General features: G+C 37.6%; 20 protein-coding genes and 1 pseudogene. 5 read left to right on the top strand and 16 right to left on the bottom strand.

Annotation, left to right across the window (positions count from 1 at the left end; all coding sequences use genetic code 11):
• A pseudogene (locus tag ACSC97_RS08075) lies at positions 1 to 191 on the top strand (IS1595 family transposase); the annotation flags it as partial.
• 394 nt (positions 192 to 585) lie between these two features.
• On the opposite strand, the gene ACSC97_RS08070 reads toward ACSC97_RS08075, so the two are convergent.
• The 10 genes from ACSC97_RS08070 to ACSC97_RS08025 all read right to left on the bottom strand — a co-directional run bounded on the left by ACSC97_RS08070 (position 586) and on the right by ACSC97_RS08025 (position 7,941).
• Positions 586 to 1,227 (bottom strand): hypothetical protein, encoded by a 642-nt coding sequence (locus tag ACSC97_RS08070; RefSeq protein WP_436660338.1) that lies wholly within the window; start codon positions 1,225 to 1,227, stop codon positions 586 to 588.
• Between the two features lie 257 nt (positions 1,228 to 1,484).
• On the bottom strand, positions 1,485 to 1,649 hold the full coding sequence (locus tag ACSC97_RS08065; RefSeq protein WP_436660336.1) for a hypothetical protein: 165 nt from the start codon (positions 1,647 to 1,649) through the stop codon (positions 1,485 to 1,487).
• Between the two features lie 66 nt (positions 1,650 to 1,715).
• Positions 1,716 to 2,276: a hypothetical protein gene (locus ACSC97_RS08060; RefSeq protein ID WP_436660334.1), complete on the bottom strand. Its 561-nt coding sequence runs from the start codon at positions 2,274 to 2,276 to the stop codon at positions 1,716 to 1,718.
• Positions 2,277 to 2,468: 192 nt separating this feature from the next.
• Positions 2,469 to 2,813 carry a hypothetical protein gene (locus ACSC97_RS08055; protein WP_436660332.1) on the bottom strand — a complete coding sequence of 115 codons (345 nt, stop codon included), beginning with the start codon at positions 2,811 to 2,813 and terminating at the stop codon, positions 2,469 to 2,471.
• The gene (locus tag ACSC97_RS08050) at positions 2,801 to 4,444 is read right to left on the bottom strand and encodes an LPD1 domain-containing protein (RefSeq protein ID WP_436660330.1); all 1,644 of its coding nucleotides are present in this window, start codon (positions 4,442 to 4,444) and stop codon (positions 2,801 to 2,803) included. The genes ACSC97_RS08055 and ACSC97_RS08050 overlap by 13 nt, the downstream gene beginning before the upstream one ends.
• Positions 4,445 to 4,459: 15 nt before the next feature.
• Positions 4,460 to 4,738 (bottom strand): hypothetical protein, encoded by a 279-nt coding sequence (locus tag ACSC97_RS08045; protein WP_436660328.1) that lies wholly within the window; start codon positions 4,736 to 4,738, stop codon positions 4,460 to 4,462.
• A 22-nt stretch (positions 4,739 to 4,760) separates the two neighbouring features.
• Positions 4,761 to 5,465: a tetratricopeptide repeat protein gene (locus ACSC97_RS08040; protein WP_436660326.1), complete on the bottom strand. Its 705-nt coding sequence runs from the start codon at positions 5,463 to 5,465 to the stop codon at positions 4,761 to 4,763.
• A gap of 4 nt (positions 5,466 to 5,469) precedes the next feature.
• A complete protein-coding gene (locus ACSC97_RS08035) occupies positions 5,470 to 6,270 on the bottom strand; it encodes a tetratricopeptide repeat protein (RefSeq protein WP_436660324.1) in 801 nt (266 codons plus the stop codon).
• A gap of 9 nt (positions 6,271 to 6,279) precedes the next feature.
• A complete protein-coding gene (locus ACSC97_RS08030) occupies positions 6,280 to 7,272 on the bottom strand; it encodes a hypothetical protein (protein WP_436660322.1) in 993 nt (330 codons plus the stop codon).
• Positions 7,273 to 7,941: a hypothetical protein gene (locus ACSC97_RS08025; protein ID WP_436660320.1), complete on the bottom strand. Its 669-nt coding sequence runs from the start codon at positions 7,939 to 7,941 to the stop codon at positions 7,273 to 7,275.
• A 152-nt stretch (positions 7,942 to 8,093) separates the two neighbouring features.
• Between ACSC97_RS08025 and ACSC97_RS08020 the strand changes: the two genes are divergently transcribed.
• Positions 8,094 to 8,861, top strand: a complete 768-nt coding sequence (locus ACSC97_RS08020) for a tetratricopeptide repeat protein (RefSeq protein WP_436660318.1) — start codon at positions 8,094 to 8,096, stop codon at positions 8,859 to 8,861.
• Between the two features lie 263 nt (positions 8,862 to 9,124).
• Here the strand turns inward: ACSC97_RS08020 and ACSC97_RS08015 are convergent, their stop codons facing one another.
• Positions 9,125 to 10,312, bottom strand: a complete 1,188-nt coding sequence (locus ACSC97_RS08015) for an RNA-guided endonuclease InsQ/TnpB family protein (RefSeq protein WP_436660316.1) — start codon at positions 10,310 to 10,312, stop codon at positions 9,125 to 9,127.
• Positions 10,313 to 10,448: 136 nt separating this feature from the next.
• Here ACSC97_RS08015 and ACSC97_RS08010 point away from each other — a divergent pair, with 136 nt between their 5' ends.
• Genes ACSC97_RS08010 through ACSC97_RS08000 form a run of 3 tightly spaced genes read left to right on the top strand, consistent with a single transcriptional unit; the run spans position 10,449 to position 13,330 of the window.
• On the top strand, positions 10,449 to 11,438 hold the full coding sequence (locus ACSC97_RS08010; protein WP_436660314.1) for a toxic anion resistance protein: 990 nt from the start codon (positions 10,449 to 10,451) through the stop codon (positions 11,436 to 11,438).
• A 47-nt stretch (positions 11,439 to 11,485) separates the two neighbouring features.
• Positions 11,486 to 12,718 carry a hypothetical protein gene (locus ACSC97_RS08005; protein WP_436660312.1) on the top strand — a complete coding sequence of 411 codons (1,233 nt, stop codon included), beginning with the start codon at positions 11,486 to 11,488 and terminating at the stop codon, positions 12,716 to 12,718.
• 9 nt (positions 12,719 to 12,727) lie between these two features.
• On the top strand, positions 12,728 to 13,330 hold the full coding sequence (locus tag ACSC97_RS08000; protein ID WP_436660310.1) for a hypothetical protein: 603 nt from the start codon (positions 12,728 to 12,730) through the stop codon (positions 13,328 to 13,330).
• Positions 13,331 to 13,354: 24 nt separating this feature from the next.
• On the opposite strand, the gene ACSC97_RS07995 is transcribed toward ACSC97_RS08000, so the two are convergent.
• The 5 genes from ACSC97_RS07995 to ACSC97_RS07975 all read right to left on the bottom strand — a co-directional run bounded on the left by ACSC97_RS07995 (position 13,355) and on the right by ACSC97_RS07975 (position 17,792).
• Positions 13,355 to 13,615, bottom strand: coding sequence for a hypothetical protein (locus ACSC97_RS07995; RefSeq protein WP_436660308.1), 261 nt, complete (start codon positions 13,613 to 13,615; stop codon positions 13,355 to 13,357).
• A 139-nt stretch (positions 13,616 to 13,754) separates the two neighbouring features.
• Complete coding sequence (locus ACSC97_RS07990; RefSeq protein WP_436660306.1) at positions 13,755 to 14,429, bottom strand: hypothetical protein; 675 nt, start codon at positions 14,427 to 14,429, stop codon at positions 13,755 to 13,757.
• 62 nt (positions 14,430 to 14,491) lie between these two features.
• The gene (locus tag ACSC97_RS07985) at positions 14,492 to 14,719 is read right to left on the bottom strand and encodes a hypothetical protein (protein ID WP_436660304.1); all 228 of its coding nucleotides are present in this window, start codon (positions 14,717 to 14,719) and stop codon (positions 14,492 to 14,494) included.
• 94 nt (positions 14,720 to 14,813) lie between these two features.
• Positions 14,814 to 16,505 (bottom strand): exodeoxyribonuclease V subunit alpha, encoded by a 1,692-nt coding sequence (gene recD, locus ACSC97_RS07980; protein ID WP_436660302.1) that lies wholly within the window; start codon positions 16,503 to 16,505, stop codon positions 14,814 to 14,816.
• A 168-nt stretch (positions 16,506 to 16,673) separates the two neighbouring features.
• Positions 16,674 to 17,792, bottom strand: coding sequence for a hypothetical protein (locus ACSC97_RS07975; protein ID WP_436660300.1), 1,119 nt, complete (start codon positions 17,790 to 17,792; stop codon positions 16,674 to 16,676).
• Positions 17,793 to 17,799 lie beyond the last annotated feature (7 nt).

Raw genomic sequence — 17,799 nt, 5'->3', positions numbered from 1 at the left:
TGCACAAGTTTGGTGTGATGTACCTTGCCAACTATGCCAATGAAGCTGCTTATCGTGAAGATACTCGTAGATGGTCGAATGGTGAAATCTTTACTGATATTTTAATGAAATGCGCTCAAACTCGAACACATAAAGATTGGTGTGGCTATTGGCAGGGCAATAAGCGTAAATCAGAGCGTTTAGTCTGCTAATCCGCTATGCCCCACAAATGAGGACGATGATTGCTATGGGCTATAATAATACCTTTATCTCTTAATCGGTTCAGCACTTTGATGAAGCTAGGTGAAATATCATTGCCTACAGATGAATCTATGCCTTTAATGTCCAAAACTTTCATCATTAAATCTTTGTAGTTCATTGGCTCTTTTGCTTCACGCAAGCAAGTTAAGACTAATGACTGTAGTTCACCTCTTCCAAAATAAGGGTTTCTTTGATTTGTACGCTTAGATTTAACGCTTCTTAGATCAAATTCAGGTGAAAATTGTATTGCGTATTAAAAATAATAACAGCTTCGGGTTGTGAAAACTTCCCGATTGTAGCTAGTGTTCTCAGCATGTATAGATGTTTCATGGATAGCTACCTTAATTAAATGTTCTTCATTGGCAAACAAATAACATTGGCGTTTTCCGAGCCTGAATCATTTTTTTTGACATAAGCATCGTAATGACCAAAATAATTACTTTCGTCCAAAAAGACAGCAAACAAAGGATATTGGTCTTGTGGTACAGGATCAGTTGTCACTAGGCCAAGTTCAACTGAATAATCATGGTACTTTTGAATTTTTTGGTTCTTTAGCTTGATCCGCTCTTCGTTAAACGTATAGCGAAATTCAAATTCTTGGTTCAATACTTGAATACAATTGTATAATTCCAAAACGGCATCTGCCAAACGACTAAGATTAGTCACTTGTAGTTCAGCCTGACGCTCCATTAAACCAAACTGCATACATTTGCCTGCAATTTTTGAAAGGTCTAAACAAGCTTTCTGTAGTTTTAAGGTCCAAAAATCTTTACTGCCATCCACTGCTATCGCAAGTTGTTTTTTCTCTACTGAACGGTAATTAAGGTAAGTGAAAGTATTAAACTCACTACCGAACAAGCGTACCACTGCTTCAAGATCATCTATTTCCAAATGAACTTTTTGATCTAAGCCATGCTCTAAAAGTTCGGAAGCGATTTCTCCGCTTTCTTCAATAATTTTGAGCAACAAAAATTGTAATCGATTCATGTTTTTTTTCCTAGATAAAGCTGTTTTTTACTTCCAAACCACCGTCACAAATGACCCATAGTAGCTCTTTGGCTTTAATATTCTTAAGCGTCAATTCAATCCGATCACTTGAATTTAATGATTTTTTTGCTTCATCAAAACTTAATAGATGATCCAAACGGAATAGAGTAGAGAGCGTATCCTCTGTACTTACATTTGGAATGCTAAATTTACCATCTTGGATTGACTTAATACCTGTATAAATATAGCATAAAATATTAATTTCTACACGTTATTCCGTATAGCCAAAATAACTTAATAGTGTGATCTACATGCAGTAGCATTTCAGAGATACGTTGAATTTCTTTTTGATGTGCTTCAATTTGACCAAGCAATTCCGCACGTTTTTTAGTTAATCCTGATACGATATGTGATTCAGCCATAATCCCTTTCCTTATGTGTAAAGGAATTATTTTAAATGGCGAATCACTCTATTTATTGTGCGGTTGCTACATAATAGCGATGATTTCAGTATTGGCACTCAAGGCATAGAACGCATCATCAAAGGTATTCCCTTGATAAAAAACACGGCTCCCCGCCAAATTCATAAATGCCAAATTTTCAAAAAGGTATTCTCTATCATCACTCCCCAATGAAAGCATGAACTTGTACAGCAATGGGGTTGGTTCACGTGGGATTAAAGGCACTTCTAAATCGGGATTAGCTACACACCGCTTCACATACATGAAATATGTGCATAGCGTGTCATAGACAAGGCTTTGCGGGCTTACATGAGCAAATAGACTTGGACGCTCTAAATCTTCGCTAGTGATCTGTAGATTAGGTCTAGCGGTTTTGAATGCTGCATAGGTTTTATAACCCAAACATTGTGCTGTAATCTCTAGATAGTGATTATGGCCAACCTCATGTAGAGGGATCGCAAAAAATAGTTTTTCATCAATATAAGACTGATTACAGGCAAACCAATTTAGGATATAGCCGACATTGCGGGATTGGGCTTTAAAGTCGAATGAAGGTGAATTAAAAACTTGAGGTTTTAATTTAAACATGACAATGCACTCAATTGTAATCGGTTGAGCAAAGATTTAAACAACCAACAAAATTGGATGCATAAAAAGTAAATACAGCAGTAAAACGGAAACAAAAACTGTTTCGACCTGTTCAGGTTCTTTGTAGCCTATGCAAGTCACGCATTAGAATTATTATATCAAATAATGCTTTTCTGTAGTCACGTTTAAGATTTACTTTTGTACATATTCCGAGAACTCTTTTAAAAGATCACGACATATTTGAGGCTTACCTTTGTCCTGAACATTGCGGTCAAATTCTTCCATTCCGAAAGTTAAGACTTTCTTGCCATATTCATCACCAAGCTCATGCTTGAAGCATTTAGCTGAATCAGTAATTAATTCCTCATTATATTTACTGTAGCCACACTCGAACTGCGCTCTACTTAAGAATCCATGAAGTGACACGATTTGCTCACAGTAAGTAGGTTCATTTCCACTTTTAGGAACCAAAGCATTTGCATGGCCCATACAGAACAACACACCCAAGAGTGAAAATCTTTTTATTAGCCTTTCCATATCTGCACCACTACCCTTACCCATTCGCTCATTGCTTCATTAATACGCTGACGATCATCACCACTTGGATAAGCAGAAACATCCGTATTCCATTCTTGGGAACTCGCCCTTGTTCCATAAACAAGAAATTCATTAATATGGCCACGCTTAATTAATGAATCCTCACACCAACTTTCAAAAGCTCGGGCAAATAGCTCTGTTGGCTGCGACCAATAATCACTAGATCGGTTTTGGTCTAGGATCATAGCATTCTTATAAAAACCCGATTTACCGCCATACTCATTAAACTTAATACAGCGCATAAGGTTAATAAATTCTTTCGGTGCATCACGGAAAAAATCACAATTCTCGTCACTAGATGGATGTGATCTGCAACGATGGAAAAAGAAGTCGGTAGCAAAGCGGTAATTCATGCCGTTGTAGCTATGGGTGATATTGTTCCGCTTGGCAAGGTAGGCATCTAAAGCGTGTCCGAACTCATGCGAAAATGCCCCGACACTTTTAGTTTTAACAAAGTGCATCAACCAACGTGATAAATCAAAATGTGCCGATGCTCGGTTATTACCACGACTACCAACAGCCAAGCCTAACCGCCCGCCCAAAGAAGCAAATGTACTCGGTAAACCAAACAGGCTACACATATCATTAAACGCATCAAAGATTCGATCTAGGTAGAGTTGGCGTTCATTCTGCGTAACATAGTTACCCCATTCGATACCTAAGAAATTAAAGGTTTCGTTGAACTTATCAATCGAAACAGATTGACCATCCCTGTAATCTTTACCAATTCGGATTGCATCACGATCAAAACGAGGTCTGCGAAATGGCTTTTTACGGTCACTACTACCATCGTCTTGCTCTGCTTTTAGCTGTGCCTCAACAATCCGTTGCTCCAAGATCGGTCTAAAGTATTCCTTTAACCCAACGATAGCATCGTCCATTGTTTGATATTTTTCTTTATCACTTAGGGTTTCAACACTTTTCGGGGTATTGCTTTGAACAACAGACCAATAAACCTGTTTAGTTCTAGAGTTTCTAAGCTCACATACGCCGTAGGAATCTTGATCCGAAATTACATCATGCTCGATCCAACCTAGTGCAAGTAAGCTGTTATATCGAAGTCGTCTATTTACGTTTAGGTTGCAGCAAGAGTAAATATATCGCCCGACTACCTTACTCGCTGCGTGTCGCTCATGTGCATTAGTGCCATAAGTAAAAGTTTCTTCCAAGAAGGTATTAAAATCCGCTTTAAGATCATCAATATCCTCATACAAGCCCAACTCATAACGCTCACGATAGAATGAAACAATCCTGATATACGCATCATTCCATTGCTTTTTAGTCACACCGTTACCTGTTAAATGGCCACCGATATGACGAATAGAAATCCACTCATAGACCAACATAAAAATAAGGGCATGTTTGGGTGGAACATCACCATTACGAGCATCTTGGCGAAAATTAGGCTTTGGCCATACTTGGGAACGTGTGGTCGAATCAGGATCAATATTTTTAGATTGATCAAAAGTCGGAGCAGAAAGCCCTAAATCTTTCTTTGCACCATCAAACTTTTTACCAACATCCTCAATCTTATTATTGGCTTTAGGTTCCTGATTTTCATCCACCAACATAGCAACCCCTTATAATTATGAAATCAATCCATTCTTCGGAAAAATCCGCAATACTTCACGCTTATAACGCTCGGGTTCCTCTACCCACATACGCAAGGGGTGCTTCTGATTGGCTCTAATCGCTTCACGAACCTGACGAACAATATTAAGCGGAAAACCATCGGTACGCCCTGTGAGTTTAGCAAGAGCATCTAATGATGATGCGATTTGACTATGTGTAGGTATTTCCGCTTTAGCTTTAGAGCTAAAACCGTATTCTTCTTCATTTTTGATTGAATAATTACGATATGCCATAACATGATCCTCACTTATTAAGTTATTGAGCATTTGCAGCTAGAGAACGTAGTTTATTTGCCGATTCGGTAGATTGAGGTACGTTAGCCAAGCCTTTTTCAAAGACATTCGCCAACACCAAGATGCAATTTTTACGCTTATCAACGGCGCATTTTTGGGCGTAGTTATACGCTGCGATTTCCAACATTTTTTTAACTTTATCGTTTTTCTCAACCAAACTTTGCTGATAATTCAGTACCGCAAATTCGGATATTGCGTCCATTTGCCCTTGATTCGCTGCTTGCACAAGGTACTGAATAGCATCATCGTAATACACAGGCACACCATCACCGTGAAGCATCATATACCCTGCCAAATAAGAAGCATTAGAGTAATTGTCGGCTGCATCAAGGAAGCTACTTAAAGCCTCATCTTTATCTACAGGTGTTCCCAAGCCCTGATAAAGCATTAACCCTTTTAAATAGGATGCTAGAGTTTGGTCATGCGACTGATCTTGCATGTATATTTCTAATAATTGGTAAGCCTTTTCATTACCCTCTTGGGTTTTGGCCATAAGATTAAAAATCACTTCTTGGATTTTATCGTCCATGCTGTTTTCAACAATCGGTTGGTGTAGCACGATTGGCGTTTTAAACTCATCTTGAGCTAAAGCTGTCTGTGCGATACACGGCGTTAATACCGCCAAAGACAGACCGCACATATATTTAATAATAGATTTTTTATTCACAAAGTTACTCCATATTAAAAGTAAAAATATCACGCTCTAATCGAACTGCTGCTTCCTTGTCGCCCATATCCTTAGCCAAAGCCATTAAATCCTTTGCCTTTTTAGGACTTTTATTAACCCCTACGCCGTTATAGAAACAGAGCGCAAGATAGGTTGTAGCGGGTGCATAACCTTGAGTGACCGCCATTGCTAAGTATTCAGTCGCCTTTTTAGCCATATCATCTTTAAGTTTTTGTGCTTTAGCATCAACAGATACGTCAATGGACTGACTTGTGGTAAGTAACTGTCGGGCAAAATCAAACTGTGCTGCGCTTTGACCATTATCGGCTGCATCTTTCAAGAGAGCCTGACCTTTTTCTAGGTTGTCACCACTTGGATCATTAAGATACATACGAGCTAAGAGATATTGAGCATCAGGACTTTTATCTTTGACTTCATTCAGCAAAGCCATTGCCTTTTTTTGATCTTTAGGTATGGATTCACCGTAATAATTCATTTTGGCAAGTAAGATTGTGGCTAAAGGGTCTTTCAACTTGTAACCTGATTCAGCCCAATACTTTGCTTTTTCATCGTCACGCTTCACCATGACACCATCGTAATACTCTTGAGCCAAACGGCCTTGAGCAGAACCGACATTATTTAAAGCGAGTTTAGACAACTCATTCAATGCTTTAACCTTGTCAGCATCCTTAGTCGTAATTTCTTTATCAGATAGAGCTTGTTTTGCAGAGCTATCACAACCCACAGCACCTACAGCCAATGCAGTAGCGAACATAGCTGCGATTACCACTTTATTTTTTTTCACGTATTTACCCTACCCAAAATCTTTAAAATTAAATGCTGTGTTGGTTAATGAATCTTGGAAAGCCTTAAGGTCAAAATTAAGATCATCGTTAAGTTCAAAGACAAAATCATCATCAGCCCACCCGATTTCACCCACATGGCGACCTACCACATCATCGAAGGTGTATTCATAGATTTTCCAAAGCGCACGAACATCACCGAAGTTATAGTTTGCCTTACCACCTAGATTAAAAAAGCGTAATTTAGAGATCGTCCAAATCAGGAATTGCAGACTTTGAGGATTCGCACTATTGAGCTTCATCTTATGAGCAAGGCGAGTTCCCGCATCTAAAACAGACAAGCCATAATTCACACGGCGTACCGATTCTTTTGATCCAATTTTCTGCGCTTTAATTGCGTTTATTTGCTGTTCTAAGTCGGCAATCTGATCAGTGATTTCTTTACTTTTGGTTTGTTGACGAAGCTCACGAATGCGGGATTTCAGGTCTTGTACTTCTTTGGAGTATTCACCATCCTCACCCATGATGGTACTAAGCAATTCTAATTCCTCGTTACGCACGAAATCATAGATTTCATCGAATCCATCTGCGATATGACCACGACTACCATTAGGGGTTTTGGTTAGTGCGCCTTTCCCTGCGATAGCGTTACCTACGCCTAGTGAGCCTGACAGCCCCCAACGACCATAAAGATCAATATGAGGATTTAATTTGCGTACATTAAAATTTGAGCCGATTGTTGTGGCACGTTCTGACTGTATTAAGCCACCTGTATCAGTACCTTTTAAAAGTAGGTACTGCTCATGGATTGAAAACTTTTGCTCTTTGCGATTAAAGACTTCTAAGAGGCTTCGGTAGCTAATAAAGCGCAACCACCCTCGAATACTAGAGGCGGGAATAATGGGATTGCCATTTGTATCGGTTGGGAATTTATTGCTATTAGGAACATTAATATAAAAAGGCTCTGTAAGCGTGATATATCCCTTAAGTTCATAATATTTCATTTAGCCCACCTCTTTGTAGGTTTGAATCGTTGGGATATAACAATCAGCAAATTCCGTTGTTTTATAATTTGGCTTGTACCGTGCGTTACGGATTGGATCATCAAGTTTCTGATCCACTACTCGAACAGGTAGAACACGGTTTAAACGTCCATCATGGAACCAACTATAATCACTTTGGATACTTTGAATCTGAACTGAATCAATTTCCCCGAACCCTGCATTTGCCTGTCGGCCCACCCCGATTAAGGAATCCAAGAACCATTTAATTCCGACTGCATTCCCATAGGCAAACATGATTATTTTCTTTGCTTGTACCGCCATAAAGGTATCAAGCCTTTTAACGAACACGCCCTCTGCTTCCTTAATGCTTTTTTTAGCCTTAGTAAAACCAATGTTTTGATCGTACTCCAACCAATTCGTGCGTGTTGCACGTTGAGCGAATACAGGGATTAAATTAAATTGGTTTGACTTAACATAGAGTGCTTGTGATGCACGATAAACGCCATGACTTTGATCGAGTATTCGATCTAATTCCTGAAAAACGCCAACCTCATCTACAAATTGCGAAATCGCCCAATACAACAACCCATCTAAATGAATAGGATAAGCATCAGGTATAATCATTGGTGAGATCAAGTTAATCTCAATCTTTAATGATTCATATTTCACAATATAAACTCAAATATGTTTTATAATATTATATAGTAGAGAAACTATCAATAAAATATAAATAAACATTTTTGAATTATTAGCTTATAATATATAAAACATTTAGCGAATATTGTGCCAATAAATCTTATTGAGTAATTCGGGAAATCAAGATGACAGCAGCATTAAGAACGCAAGGAATAGAAACAGAACAAATGACTTCATTTGATCTCAAAGAAAATTCTCAAGAAGTCCACCAAGACCTTTTAAGCAAATACGAGATTCAAGGAAGATCAAAGCATATTGTTAGTAAATCCCCTCGCATTCTTAACATTCTAAAAAAATTAGATGCTGATCAAACCATACGTGAGGCTGATTATATTTGGCTCTGCAAGCAAAATTCAGACATTTTCACTCAAAAAGTAAAGATTAAATATCATCAGATTGAGGCTGCGTATTACAAGAAAAAATACCAAGAAAAAAAGAATGAATGGAAAGCAATTGTCACGGCGACACACCTATTGAAGTGCAATGATTTCAAGACTGCCAAAACATTTTTAACAGACACAAACATTCACCTAAGCAGCAATAAAAAACTACTCTGCAACTACTTCCTATTACTTGGACAAATTGTATTTAACTTAAATCAAATCAAACAGGCAATTGAATACACAACCAAAGCCTTTGAACAGCAACCTACGAATGAACAGGTGCTAACCGCTTTGGGAACAATGTACATTTATGATGGTCAATATAGGATTGGCCATGCGTGGTATCAGAAAGCTATTGATCGTGGCGCATCACCTAAAACAATTGAAACTGAAATCCGCACCATTATCTTAAAAACCAAGCCAAGTGAGCGTAAGAATGTTGCGAACACACTACTTGAGTTTAATGTTGGTCATTGCTTTTGGTTGAGAGAACTTAACAATTGGCTCTAAAACACTAAAAAATCATTTTCCTTTTAATTAAAAATATATACAACATAGATAAAAACAACTATGATGTATATATCAACTAAAGGAAAATACCATGAATACCCAACTTACAAACCTTTCAATCCAAAATGAATTAAAGCTATACAACCTTGATCAATGACCTCCCCATAAATGAGGAGGTTTGCCACACCAATCATGGTGTTTACTAGGCTCATACCTGACAAGTGGTACAAGCGTATTTCTACTCCCACCTTTTTTACCTAAAATTAGGCTGTCGGCATATCAGGTTGATTGACTTCAACCTTAGCAATAGAAACTTGTTCTATCACCATCGAAGGGTCAGATTGAGATACAAACTCAATGCCTTTACGATGTATATTCATTGCACCGATACGATCATCATTGGATTGATAATGACAACGCTTACAGTGAAAGTGATGTTTTTTCTTATCACGATTCGCTTTTTCACGGTGTCCACATTTCGGGCAAGTTTGTGATGTGTACTTGGGGTCAATCAAAATAACAGACTGACCGTTTTCTTTGGCTTTATAACAGAGTAATTGCTTAAACTGATAGAACGCCCACGACACACTGACATAGCGGTTTTTCAGACGTACCTTTTCGGTTGCCTGTCTTACACCTGTCAAATCCTCAAGGACAAATACAGTGCCTTTTGGATGCTTTTGGGTGAGTGCCTTTGTGATCTGATGATTAACATCAGTCATATAACGGTTTTCTCTATTCCCGATCTGCTTGAGCCGATGCCTTGCAGACGAAGTTTGTTTCTCCTGTAATGATTTGCGTATTGCTTTAAATACAGCACGCTTCTGTTTAACTGTTCCACCCCGATAGAAATCAGTTTTTCCCTTGCTATCGTAAGTGGTCGCAAGATGATTAATGCCAAGATCAACACCGACCACATTAGTAACATCATCAATTGTTAAAGCAGGAACTTCCTTGCTGATCGGGATATGTAAAAACCATTTCCCGAATTTATTAACCATCTTTGCAGAACCAAACTTAGCTTTAGCTTTTTGGAATTGACTTAAGGGCTTTTTAGCAAAATTAACCTTAATGCGCCCTGAACTTACACCTACTGAAAACTGATTGTCTACAAGTGAGTAATCACGATTCCATACAAGGTCGTAATCATTACCACTAAATTTAACCAATGACCACTCATGACCATTTGACTTCGCAGACTTGTATCGAGAAACAACAGTTTTAATAACAGATTGGGTGAATTGGGCTTTTGTGCCTAATTCAGACCGCATTTCGTCATAAACAAGGTGGTGTAATTTAACTTGATTGAGAATCTTATTTTGAAAAACTTTTTTTGATAACCAATTACAAGCAACCGAGTACAACTCAAACATTTTTTTAAGTTCAATAACTTGTTGCTTGTTCGGGAATATCTGCACTTTAGCAGTTATTACTAGGGTATTATTTTTCATAACTTTATTATTTATTAAAATGTTTTGAAAAACAAGTTTATTGGGCTTATATTTTAAAAAATCCTACGTTTCCTCCACCCCCTAAAGAGAGGTGGTTTCCACGGAGAAATTCGATGAAACAAAGGTTAATGATGTAATGGCCCTTGCCAACCGTTTTGATTTCGCAAAGAACCCAACACAGGTTTTAGAACTAGGTGCTGCCAACAAAGATCAACTCGCCCAAATTTCAAATGAAGTTTTAATGCATGTAAAAAAAGATGATCTTGGCATTATGGGTGATCTTATGGGTGATATAACCAATAAGATTAAGTCGGTGGACTTCAACCCATTAAAAGAGCGTAAGCAGCTTCCGATTATTGGTGGTTTTCTTAAAAAGATAATGAACACCAAAGAGAGTTTTATTACTCGCTACCAAACGATTGAAGCACAAATTAACGCTAATATCGCTCAAATCGAAATTGCTCAAAAAAGCCTTTTGGTGAACAACAGCACATTGGAAACCATTAAACAGCACACCATTAAAGAATACCAAGATTTAGGTGTGGCGATTATTGCGGGCAAGCTCAACAAAGAACGCTTAGAAAATGAAATTGAAACCTTAGTTGCGTCAAATACTGAATATGACAAACAACAGGTGTTTTCACATCGTCAAACCTTAGAACGCCTAGAAAAGCGTATTACGGACTTATCACTACTTCAAACAAGTGCAATCCAAACCTTGCCAATGATTGCGGTACTGTTTAACAGCAACCTCAATTTGATTGAAAAGTTCCAAACGATAGGTGGGCTAACAATCCCTGCATGGCAACGTCAAATTTTAATGACTGTGAACATTCTTGACCAAAAGCGCAATTCAGACATTATCAAGTCGATTGATGACACAACGAATGAGCTTCTTGAAAAGAACATGGAAACATTCAAAGACACCTCTATTGCGATTGCCAAATCGAACCAACGCAATGTGATCGACATTGAAACATTGGAAAAAGTACAGGCTGATCTACTTGAAACCATGAGTGAAGTCGTCCGAATCAATAAGCAAGCAGAAACAGACCGCCAATCAACATACGAGCGTGTGAAAAAGTTGAATATTGAACTGCAAGACAAGTTGGGTGAGAAGTCTTAAGGACTTCTTTTCTTCCTCACTAATTGCACGATATAGGCGAAACAACTATGCAAAACAATACTTTATATGAACTCACATCAGAAGATGAACTCGGGAAAAATGGCATTCCTAAAGAGCTTAATGATCTCATCAACACATCCCTTAAGATCACGCAACTGCATGATGAAATAGACCAACTCATTAGTGATGGTGCATTACAGGCTATGCACCGCCAAGAAAAAAGCAAAATTGCGAAGTACAATTACGAACTCAACAGAGATATTGCCTCTAGCTTTAAAAAAGCAAAACAAGTAGTTTTAAAAAAACTTGAGGACTACAAGAGCCTTGAGAGATGGTTAGCAACATACATCATGCGAAATGAAACCCTACTTGCTCACACATTAAATAAAATTTCAGAACATGAAAAAAAATTGGCTGAAATTAAAGGCAAGACAGAACAAAGCCCTGCTGACATAAATGAATTGAACTATCTCGTATTTAGTTTAAAAAGCCTTTACCTCATAAAAAGCTCAATTGAAACCACGATTGTGTCAGCTAAACAAAAGCTCGGTAATTTCAAGATGCTTGAAATGAAGGTGGGTTTTTGGGTCACAAATTATGACTTACTTCAAACAAAACCCGAAGTACAAAAAATTATCAATAATCTGAGTGATGTAAACAAAATATCAGTCTTAGAGTATGCCCCTGCTTGGCTGTCTGTAATAGCGACAATTTTTCTTATACTGTCGTTATCAAGTTTTTCTCTATCAGATAGCACAAGTTACTCACCAACAGACCGTTACCTACAAGACAAAAACAAAGTTTCACAACTAAACATCCCTAGCATCATTGAAAACACCCAAGTGGAGTTGCTTACACCATCAGAAAAAGAGGCGTATAACAAGATTAAAAATACGCTACCTACCGTAGTTTATAACTATCAGTTATCACAAAAAATCGCCATCAATGAATTGGATTCAAGCGGTCATATTAGCTCCAATGAAAAAACCCTTTTAGAGAACAATCAACTGATCACGCAACAGCTTATTGCTCTAAACAAAAAAGGGAAAATACAAAAAGCTACCATGAACATTTACAACTATCTGCGCCAATCAAATACCACGTTTAATATTGCATTAGGTAAGGAAAAACCTGATCAGCATGATAGCAATGGGTTTACCGTATTTACCGCTTGGGCTTTTTTCAGTAGTTGCATTGGTGCATTAATCTTTTACGTTCAGTCACTATTAGGGAAAAGAAAGACGAAAAAAATTCAAAAACTACTAGAAACGAAAACATAAGGCTTAAATATGAACTGTCAAAAAATTAGTGGGCTACTACCCTCGCATGACACATACATTGAGCTACTACTCGGTGAAAGTGATCCCCTGATAAGCAATAAGTCGGGGATTAAACAATTTGTGGTGAGCCTGAATCAGCGTTATTTAGATCAGGTTAATGTTGGTCAGGCTGAAAAGGTGAATCAAAACTGCATCGAGTTTATCCGATCTTTTGATTTTACCGAGAGTGGTATCAGTCTGATTTTTATCAACCTCACCAATATAGATCAAGACTATAAAGCGCACTTAAGTGAGCTTATAGACCTAGTGACAGCATTACCAAGAACATGCCATGTCATTATTTTAGGTGATACTCAAGAATCTTATGCTCAAAGCCTTAAGAATTGGTCGATTATTGATTTAGCAGCTTTGAATTGCACACATCATCTTTGGTACAACTTTGACTTAATGGATGCAAATTTTTATGGCCATGTTGGTGATAGCTTCACTGACAGACAGCGAATTAAACGAAAGGTAGATCGGTGGACTGAAAAGTTTAGAGGGCTACCCGATCAGGAACAGAAGCTTATTCTCGCCTCTTTGCTTGATTCATTAACCAAAAAAAAGCCGTAACTCGGCTTTTTTTACATTCCAAAATTAGGCTTTTATTAACGTAACAAGGGTTAAGACCAAACCAACAAAGTAAGACACCAAGAACATACGGATCATTGCATTTGATGAAAGCACCTTGCCAAACCATTTCTCACTAATCTTGCTCCACACGAAGCAGATACCAAAGAACAAGGTTACAGACACGGCGCAAATAAAAATCATCGTGAAAAACATATAGCTTTCATTAAAATAGTTTTCGAGTATAAGCGGAAGATTCACGAAACTAGGTTGCGAAGTAAACTGCATATCACCCTCTTTTTTATTTACAAAGCGAAACAATCCATATCATTATTTTAACATTTCATTTTTATTTTTAAAACATTAATTTAATGTTTATAAAAAAATACCTGTATTGATACAGGTATTTATTAAAATTTATTCAAAATTATATTGGTCGAGTAAAATCTTTTTCAGACAAATGTATTGGCTTCTCACCATTATCTGTGCCTACAACTAGACCTGTACCCGAAATACCGTAAGAACCATTTTCAGAAAATTTTATGGCTATGTCATGTTGATAAGTGCTTTCGCTAAAGGAAGTACCGTACCCCCAAAACTTATCTAAGCCTTGCCAAGTTGCATTTTGAGAATCTGCATTTTGAGCATACTGAATTTTGTATTGACCTACAGGTGCTTCAACCTTTACCGATTCACCTTTTGGGACTTGTGCAACAAGGCGAATATCATTCGTAATCTTATCCCGAACAATGAATACGGTATCTGCGTTAATCGCTGTAAGTCCGATATAAGCATTATATCGGCCCAACACAAACAAACTATTCACCTCTTTGGTGAAGGGCTTGGCTGCCAATCTTGCCTGTTCTTTACGATCTTGAGCGTACTTCTTTGCTTGCTGAATACCATTGATCGCCCCTGCACTCTGACTTTCGGCAATAGGGTTTGGATCAACATTATTTCCACTTGCTTGAACAGGTTGAGAACTAAAGGCATTGGTTATGGCATTTAGCATAACAGAAACTAAGCCAAAGTGATTTGCAACAGAAACGATAGAAACAGCCAAACACAAACTTGTAAGCTGTCTTGAGATTGCTATAGCCATACTTCCCCCGAAGTAAACACAACTACAGCAAATATATCAGTAAATATTATTTTTTACCTTAATTAAGTCGGGCTTGGTGGTGCATTTTTTTGAGCGTTCAGCTTATCCACCCGAACAATGTGCAAGATACAAAATATCGGGAACGTCCAAACAAGGCCAAACTCAATCAATCCGCTTACAGGCAATATTTTCGATAAATACAATCGAATAACAACGCCTATAATTAAATTAATAACCCCAACAATTAAGAATATGTTTTTTCTAACAAAATGAATAGCCACGTTATTCATAAATGTTTCCTAAATATTATTTTAAAATATTATATATAAAATACAAAAATTACGGAATAAAAAAACCTAGATGAACTAGGCTTTTTTTAGAAATCTAACAATCAATCAAATAGGCTAACTCGCTCTTGCGAACCGTTTTGAGTTTTAATGCTGTATCCAACACATCAAACCCGCACGTATATAAGCCTAATTTTGATTTACAACGAGTGATCGCCGTGTAAAGCATCTCTTTGGTCACAACGGCGTTACCCTGTGCCTTAAGTATGGCGGTCACTTCTTTATATTCAGAACCTTGAGATTTATGGATTGTCATGCAGTAAGCAGACTGATATTTAGTAAATAAACTCTTTGCTGATAACCATTGATCTGTACTCGAAAAATAGATGGATAACTCATTATCCTGATCAAGCAAACAGATACCTACGTCACCGTTAGCCAACCCATTTGTATAATCATTTTGTAGAACCATGATTGGCTTGCCGATATACAACTCTTTAGCAGATTGATTCGTTTTCCCTGCAACCCATGAATCAATTAAATCATTCAATTCATCCACACCTAGAGAACCAAGATTGGTTGTTGTAAGCACTCGGTATTCATCAAACGCTGTGCAAACCTGTTGAGGATTGGATTCACCCTGCAAGTAACGATTCACTTCATCAACGTATGTTTGGTACTTGGCACAAACCACATGCTTTAAATGCTTTGTTTTCTCTTGCGTGGCGATATTTTCAATAAACACATCATTATGGCCCATAGAACCGAACACGCCCATATTCGTTAAATCAGAAGCAATAGCATCCATATTTTTGCTTTGGTGATCTTCCAATACATAACTCGCCAATGCCCCGACTAGAGAATCACTAGAGAATCTACGGCTATCAACCAACTTGGCAAAGTGATCTTTAAGGCGAATAGACGAATCTAGTTCAGCTAAGACAAAGCCCAAGCCTACCGATGCAAGCTGTTTTTCATCCCCCAACAAAATGACTTTGCAATTTGGTTTTAGATTACTGAAAAGCTGATTAGAAAGGCTTAAATCAAGCATGGAAGATTCATCAACCACGATAATGTCATACGGTAGCATTTCATCAGACTTTTTATGCTTATAGCCCAAGCCTAGTAATCGGTGCATTGTGATGGGGGTAATATCACGCAACGTATCTGTTACAAGGTTACGATCAAGTAGCTGCGGATCATTAAAGCTCAAGTGTAATGATTCTTTCATTCGCTGTGCTGCTTTCCCTGTTGGTGCAGCCATCATAATATTGGCTTGAGGGTTTAATTTGTGAAGCACGGCGATAATTCGGGCAAGCGTGTAAGTTTTACCTGTACCCGCCCCGCCTGTAATCATTACGAGGTTTTTTTCCAAAGCGAGTTTTAATGCTTTTTGTTGGTGTTCATTGCTAAGTAGGTCTTTGTATTGCTCAAAAGCCTCTGCATTTTGAACAGGTACATCAATCATCTGCTTAATTTTATGAGCAAGCGTATTTTCAGAATGGTAAACACTAGAGAGAGCCAAGCCATGCCCACCAAATACAAAATGCTTTTCAGGATAAAAAGCTGAATTATTTTTAGGATCATGGAATGAAACAAGATCACCTAAAGCTTGAGCCTGATCTTGGCTACAAGGTATAAATGCGTCACCTAAATCCACACTTTGTAGAACAGACGAAATAAGGCTAGTAGAGATTTCTATATTTTGCACTTTGTCTGAATAAAGACGCATGAACATGGACGCAACACTTGTGTTTGCAACATCTAATGAATTAATTTTTGCTTCCACAATCACACCTTTTATTCTGATTTAATATACGATTAATATACCATATATACCACACCAAGACAATTAAATTCACAAAAATGTATAGTAAAGGATGCTGAATTTTAAACTATAATACGGCGAGTAGATTTATTTATTTTGAGCCTTGTGCCTTTATACATTAGGAATGCTCTAAATATAAAAATCAACCAACCACGAATAAGAAAGTCGATCCTTTTTTATCAACTGATCAATAACATCATTGCGATTTTTGCCTTTTAACTTCAAAACAACTGCCTTAACTTCTGCGTTAATACTGTTTTCAGGCGCACCACGCTTGAGAGCTTTTTTATACCACTCATCACCTAGATTGTATTGGGCTAAATCCATATACACAGCACCTAGCAGCGTACAGGGTCTATAGTTCTTTTCATCGAATCTATGTGCCTTTTCAGCGCATTTGACAGCAGAATCATATTCTTCAATATCACGATTTGCGCCACCAAGCGTTGTGTAATATGCCGACATAAATCGTGTGTTTTTTTCAGTCCTTGCCTTTGCAATAACACCTGATCCTTGCAAGACATTTATAGCTGTTTTGCTTTCATTCGCTTTTCGTAAGCTACTACAAGCATTAACGGCATCCCAAAAACTGCCTGTTTTTTTAAAACGATTTCTATAAAAGTTAGCATTATTGATATGTATGCGTTTCCCAATGTCAGTATTTAAATAACCACGTAGTTTGGAACTTGCTTGCATTACAATTAAATGCTCTTTATTTATCAGCATTTTATTAGATACCGATTTCACAACATGCAACATAAGCTTTCTATCATCTTCCGATAAGTTATGTGCATTAATTTCCCATTCATCAAAGGTAGCTTTGTATTTGCCTAAAAAATCAGCCAACTCTTTTTCGGCTTTTTCCTTTTCAACTCGCAAAACTTCTAATCTATTTTGTTCAGCTTTTTCTCTTTCAACTCGCAAAGTTTCCATACGCATCTTTTCATCTGCTTCGGCTTTTGCTTTTTTAATCCTTAAGTGTTCAGCGTAAATAGGCAACTTCCTGAACATCATCATTTTGTGCCAACATTCATCTTGCTTTTTGGTTAGTTCATCAATCCCTTTGTTGTATTGAATTTTCAAAACATCAACAGCTTCATTATGTTTTCTAACCAAAGCATCAACAGCTTCATTGTACTCTTGCTTCAAAGAGGCAATTGAACCATGAATATTTGTGCGCTCAAGCAAAAGCGCATCGACCTTAGCAACAACAGCTTGCATTTCTTCTAAGTTGTAAATACTTTCCATAGTCCCC

Source organism: Acinetobacter sp. P1(2025), assembly GCF_051390655.1.
Lineage (GTDB): Bacteria > Pseudomonadota > Gammaproteobacteria > Pseudomonadales > Moraxellaceae > Acinetobacter > Acinetobacter junii.
This window is presented reverse-complemented; position numbering and strand designations above follow the sequence as displayed.

Excerpts from the sequence above, each read along its gene's own strand:
- ACSC97_RS08010 (WP_436660314.1), top strand. The coding sequence starts at position 10,449 with ATGGCCCTTGCCAACCGTTTTGATTTCGCAAAGAACCCAACACAGGTT.
- ACSC97_RS08070 (WP_436660338.1), bottom strand. The coding sequence starts at position 1,227 with ATGAATCGATTACAATTTTTGTTGCTCAAAATTATTGAAGAAAGCGGA.
- ACSC97_RS08015 (WP_436660316.1), bottom strand. The coding sequence starts at position 10,312 with ATGAAAAATAATACCCTAGTAATAACTGCTAAAGTGCAGATATTCCCG.
- ACSC97_RS08045 (WP_436660328.1), bottom strand. The coding sequence starts at position 4,738 with ATGGCATATCGTAATTATTCAATCAAAAATGAAGAAGAATACGGTTTT.
- ACSC97_RS08000 (WP_436660310.1), top strand. The coding sequence starts at position 12,728 with ATGAACTGTCAAAAAATTAGTGGGCTACTACCCTCGCATGACACATAC.
- ACSC97_RS08030 (WP_436660322.1), bottom strand. The coding sequence starts at position 7,272 with ATGAAATATTATGAACTTAAGGGATATATCACGCTTACAGAGCCTTTT.
- ACSC97_RS08055 (WP_436660332.1), bottom strand. The coding sequence starts at position 2,813 with ATGGAAAGGCTAATAAAAAGATTTTCACTCTTGGGTGTGTTGTTCTGT.
- ACSC97_RS08060 (WP_436660334.1), bottom strand. The coding sequence starts at position 2,276 with ATGTTTAAATTAAAACCTCAAGTTTTTAATTCACCTTCATTCGACTTT.
- ACSC97_RS08065 (WP_436660336.1), bottom strand. The coding sequence starts at position 1,649 with ATGGCTGAATCACATATCGTATCAGGATTAACTAAAAAACGTGCGGAA.
- ACSC97_RS07995 (WP_436660308.1), bottom strand. The coding sequence starts at position 13,615 with ATGCAGTTTACTTCGCAACCTAGTTTCGTGAATCTTCCGCTTATACTC.
- ACSC97_RS07990 (WP_436660306.1), bottom strand. The coding sequence starts at position 14,429 with ATGGCTATAGCAATCTCAAGACAGCTTACAAGTTTGTGTTTGGCTGTT.
- ACSC97_RS07985 (WP_436660304.1), bottom strand. The coding sequence starts at position 14,719 with ATGAATAACGTGGCTATTCATTTTGTTAGAAAAAACATATTCTTAATT.
- ACSC97_RS08020 (WP_436660318.1), top strand. The coding sequence starts at position 8,094 with ATGACAGCAGCATTAAGAACGCAAGGAATAGAAACAGAACAAATGACT.
- ACSC97_RS07975 (WP_436660300.1), bottom strand. The coding sequence starts at position 17,792 with ATGGAAAGTATTTACAACTTAGAAGAAATGCAAGCTGTTGTTGCTAAG.
- ACSC97_RS08005 (WP_436660312.1), top strand. The coding sequence starts at position 11,486 with ATGCAAAACAATACTTTATATGAACTCACATCAGAAGATGAACTCGGG.
- ACSC97_RS08050 (WP_436660330.1), bottom strand. The coding sequence starts at position 4,444 with ATGTTGGTGGATGAAAATCAGGAACCTAAAGCCAATAATAAGATTGAG.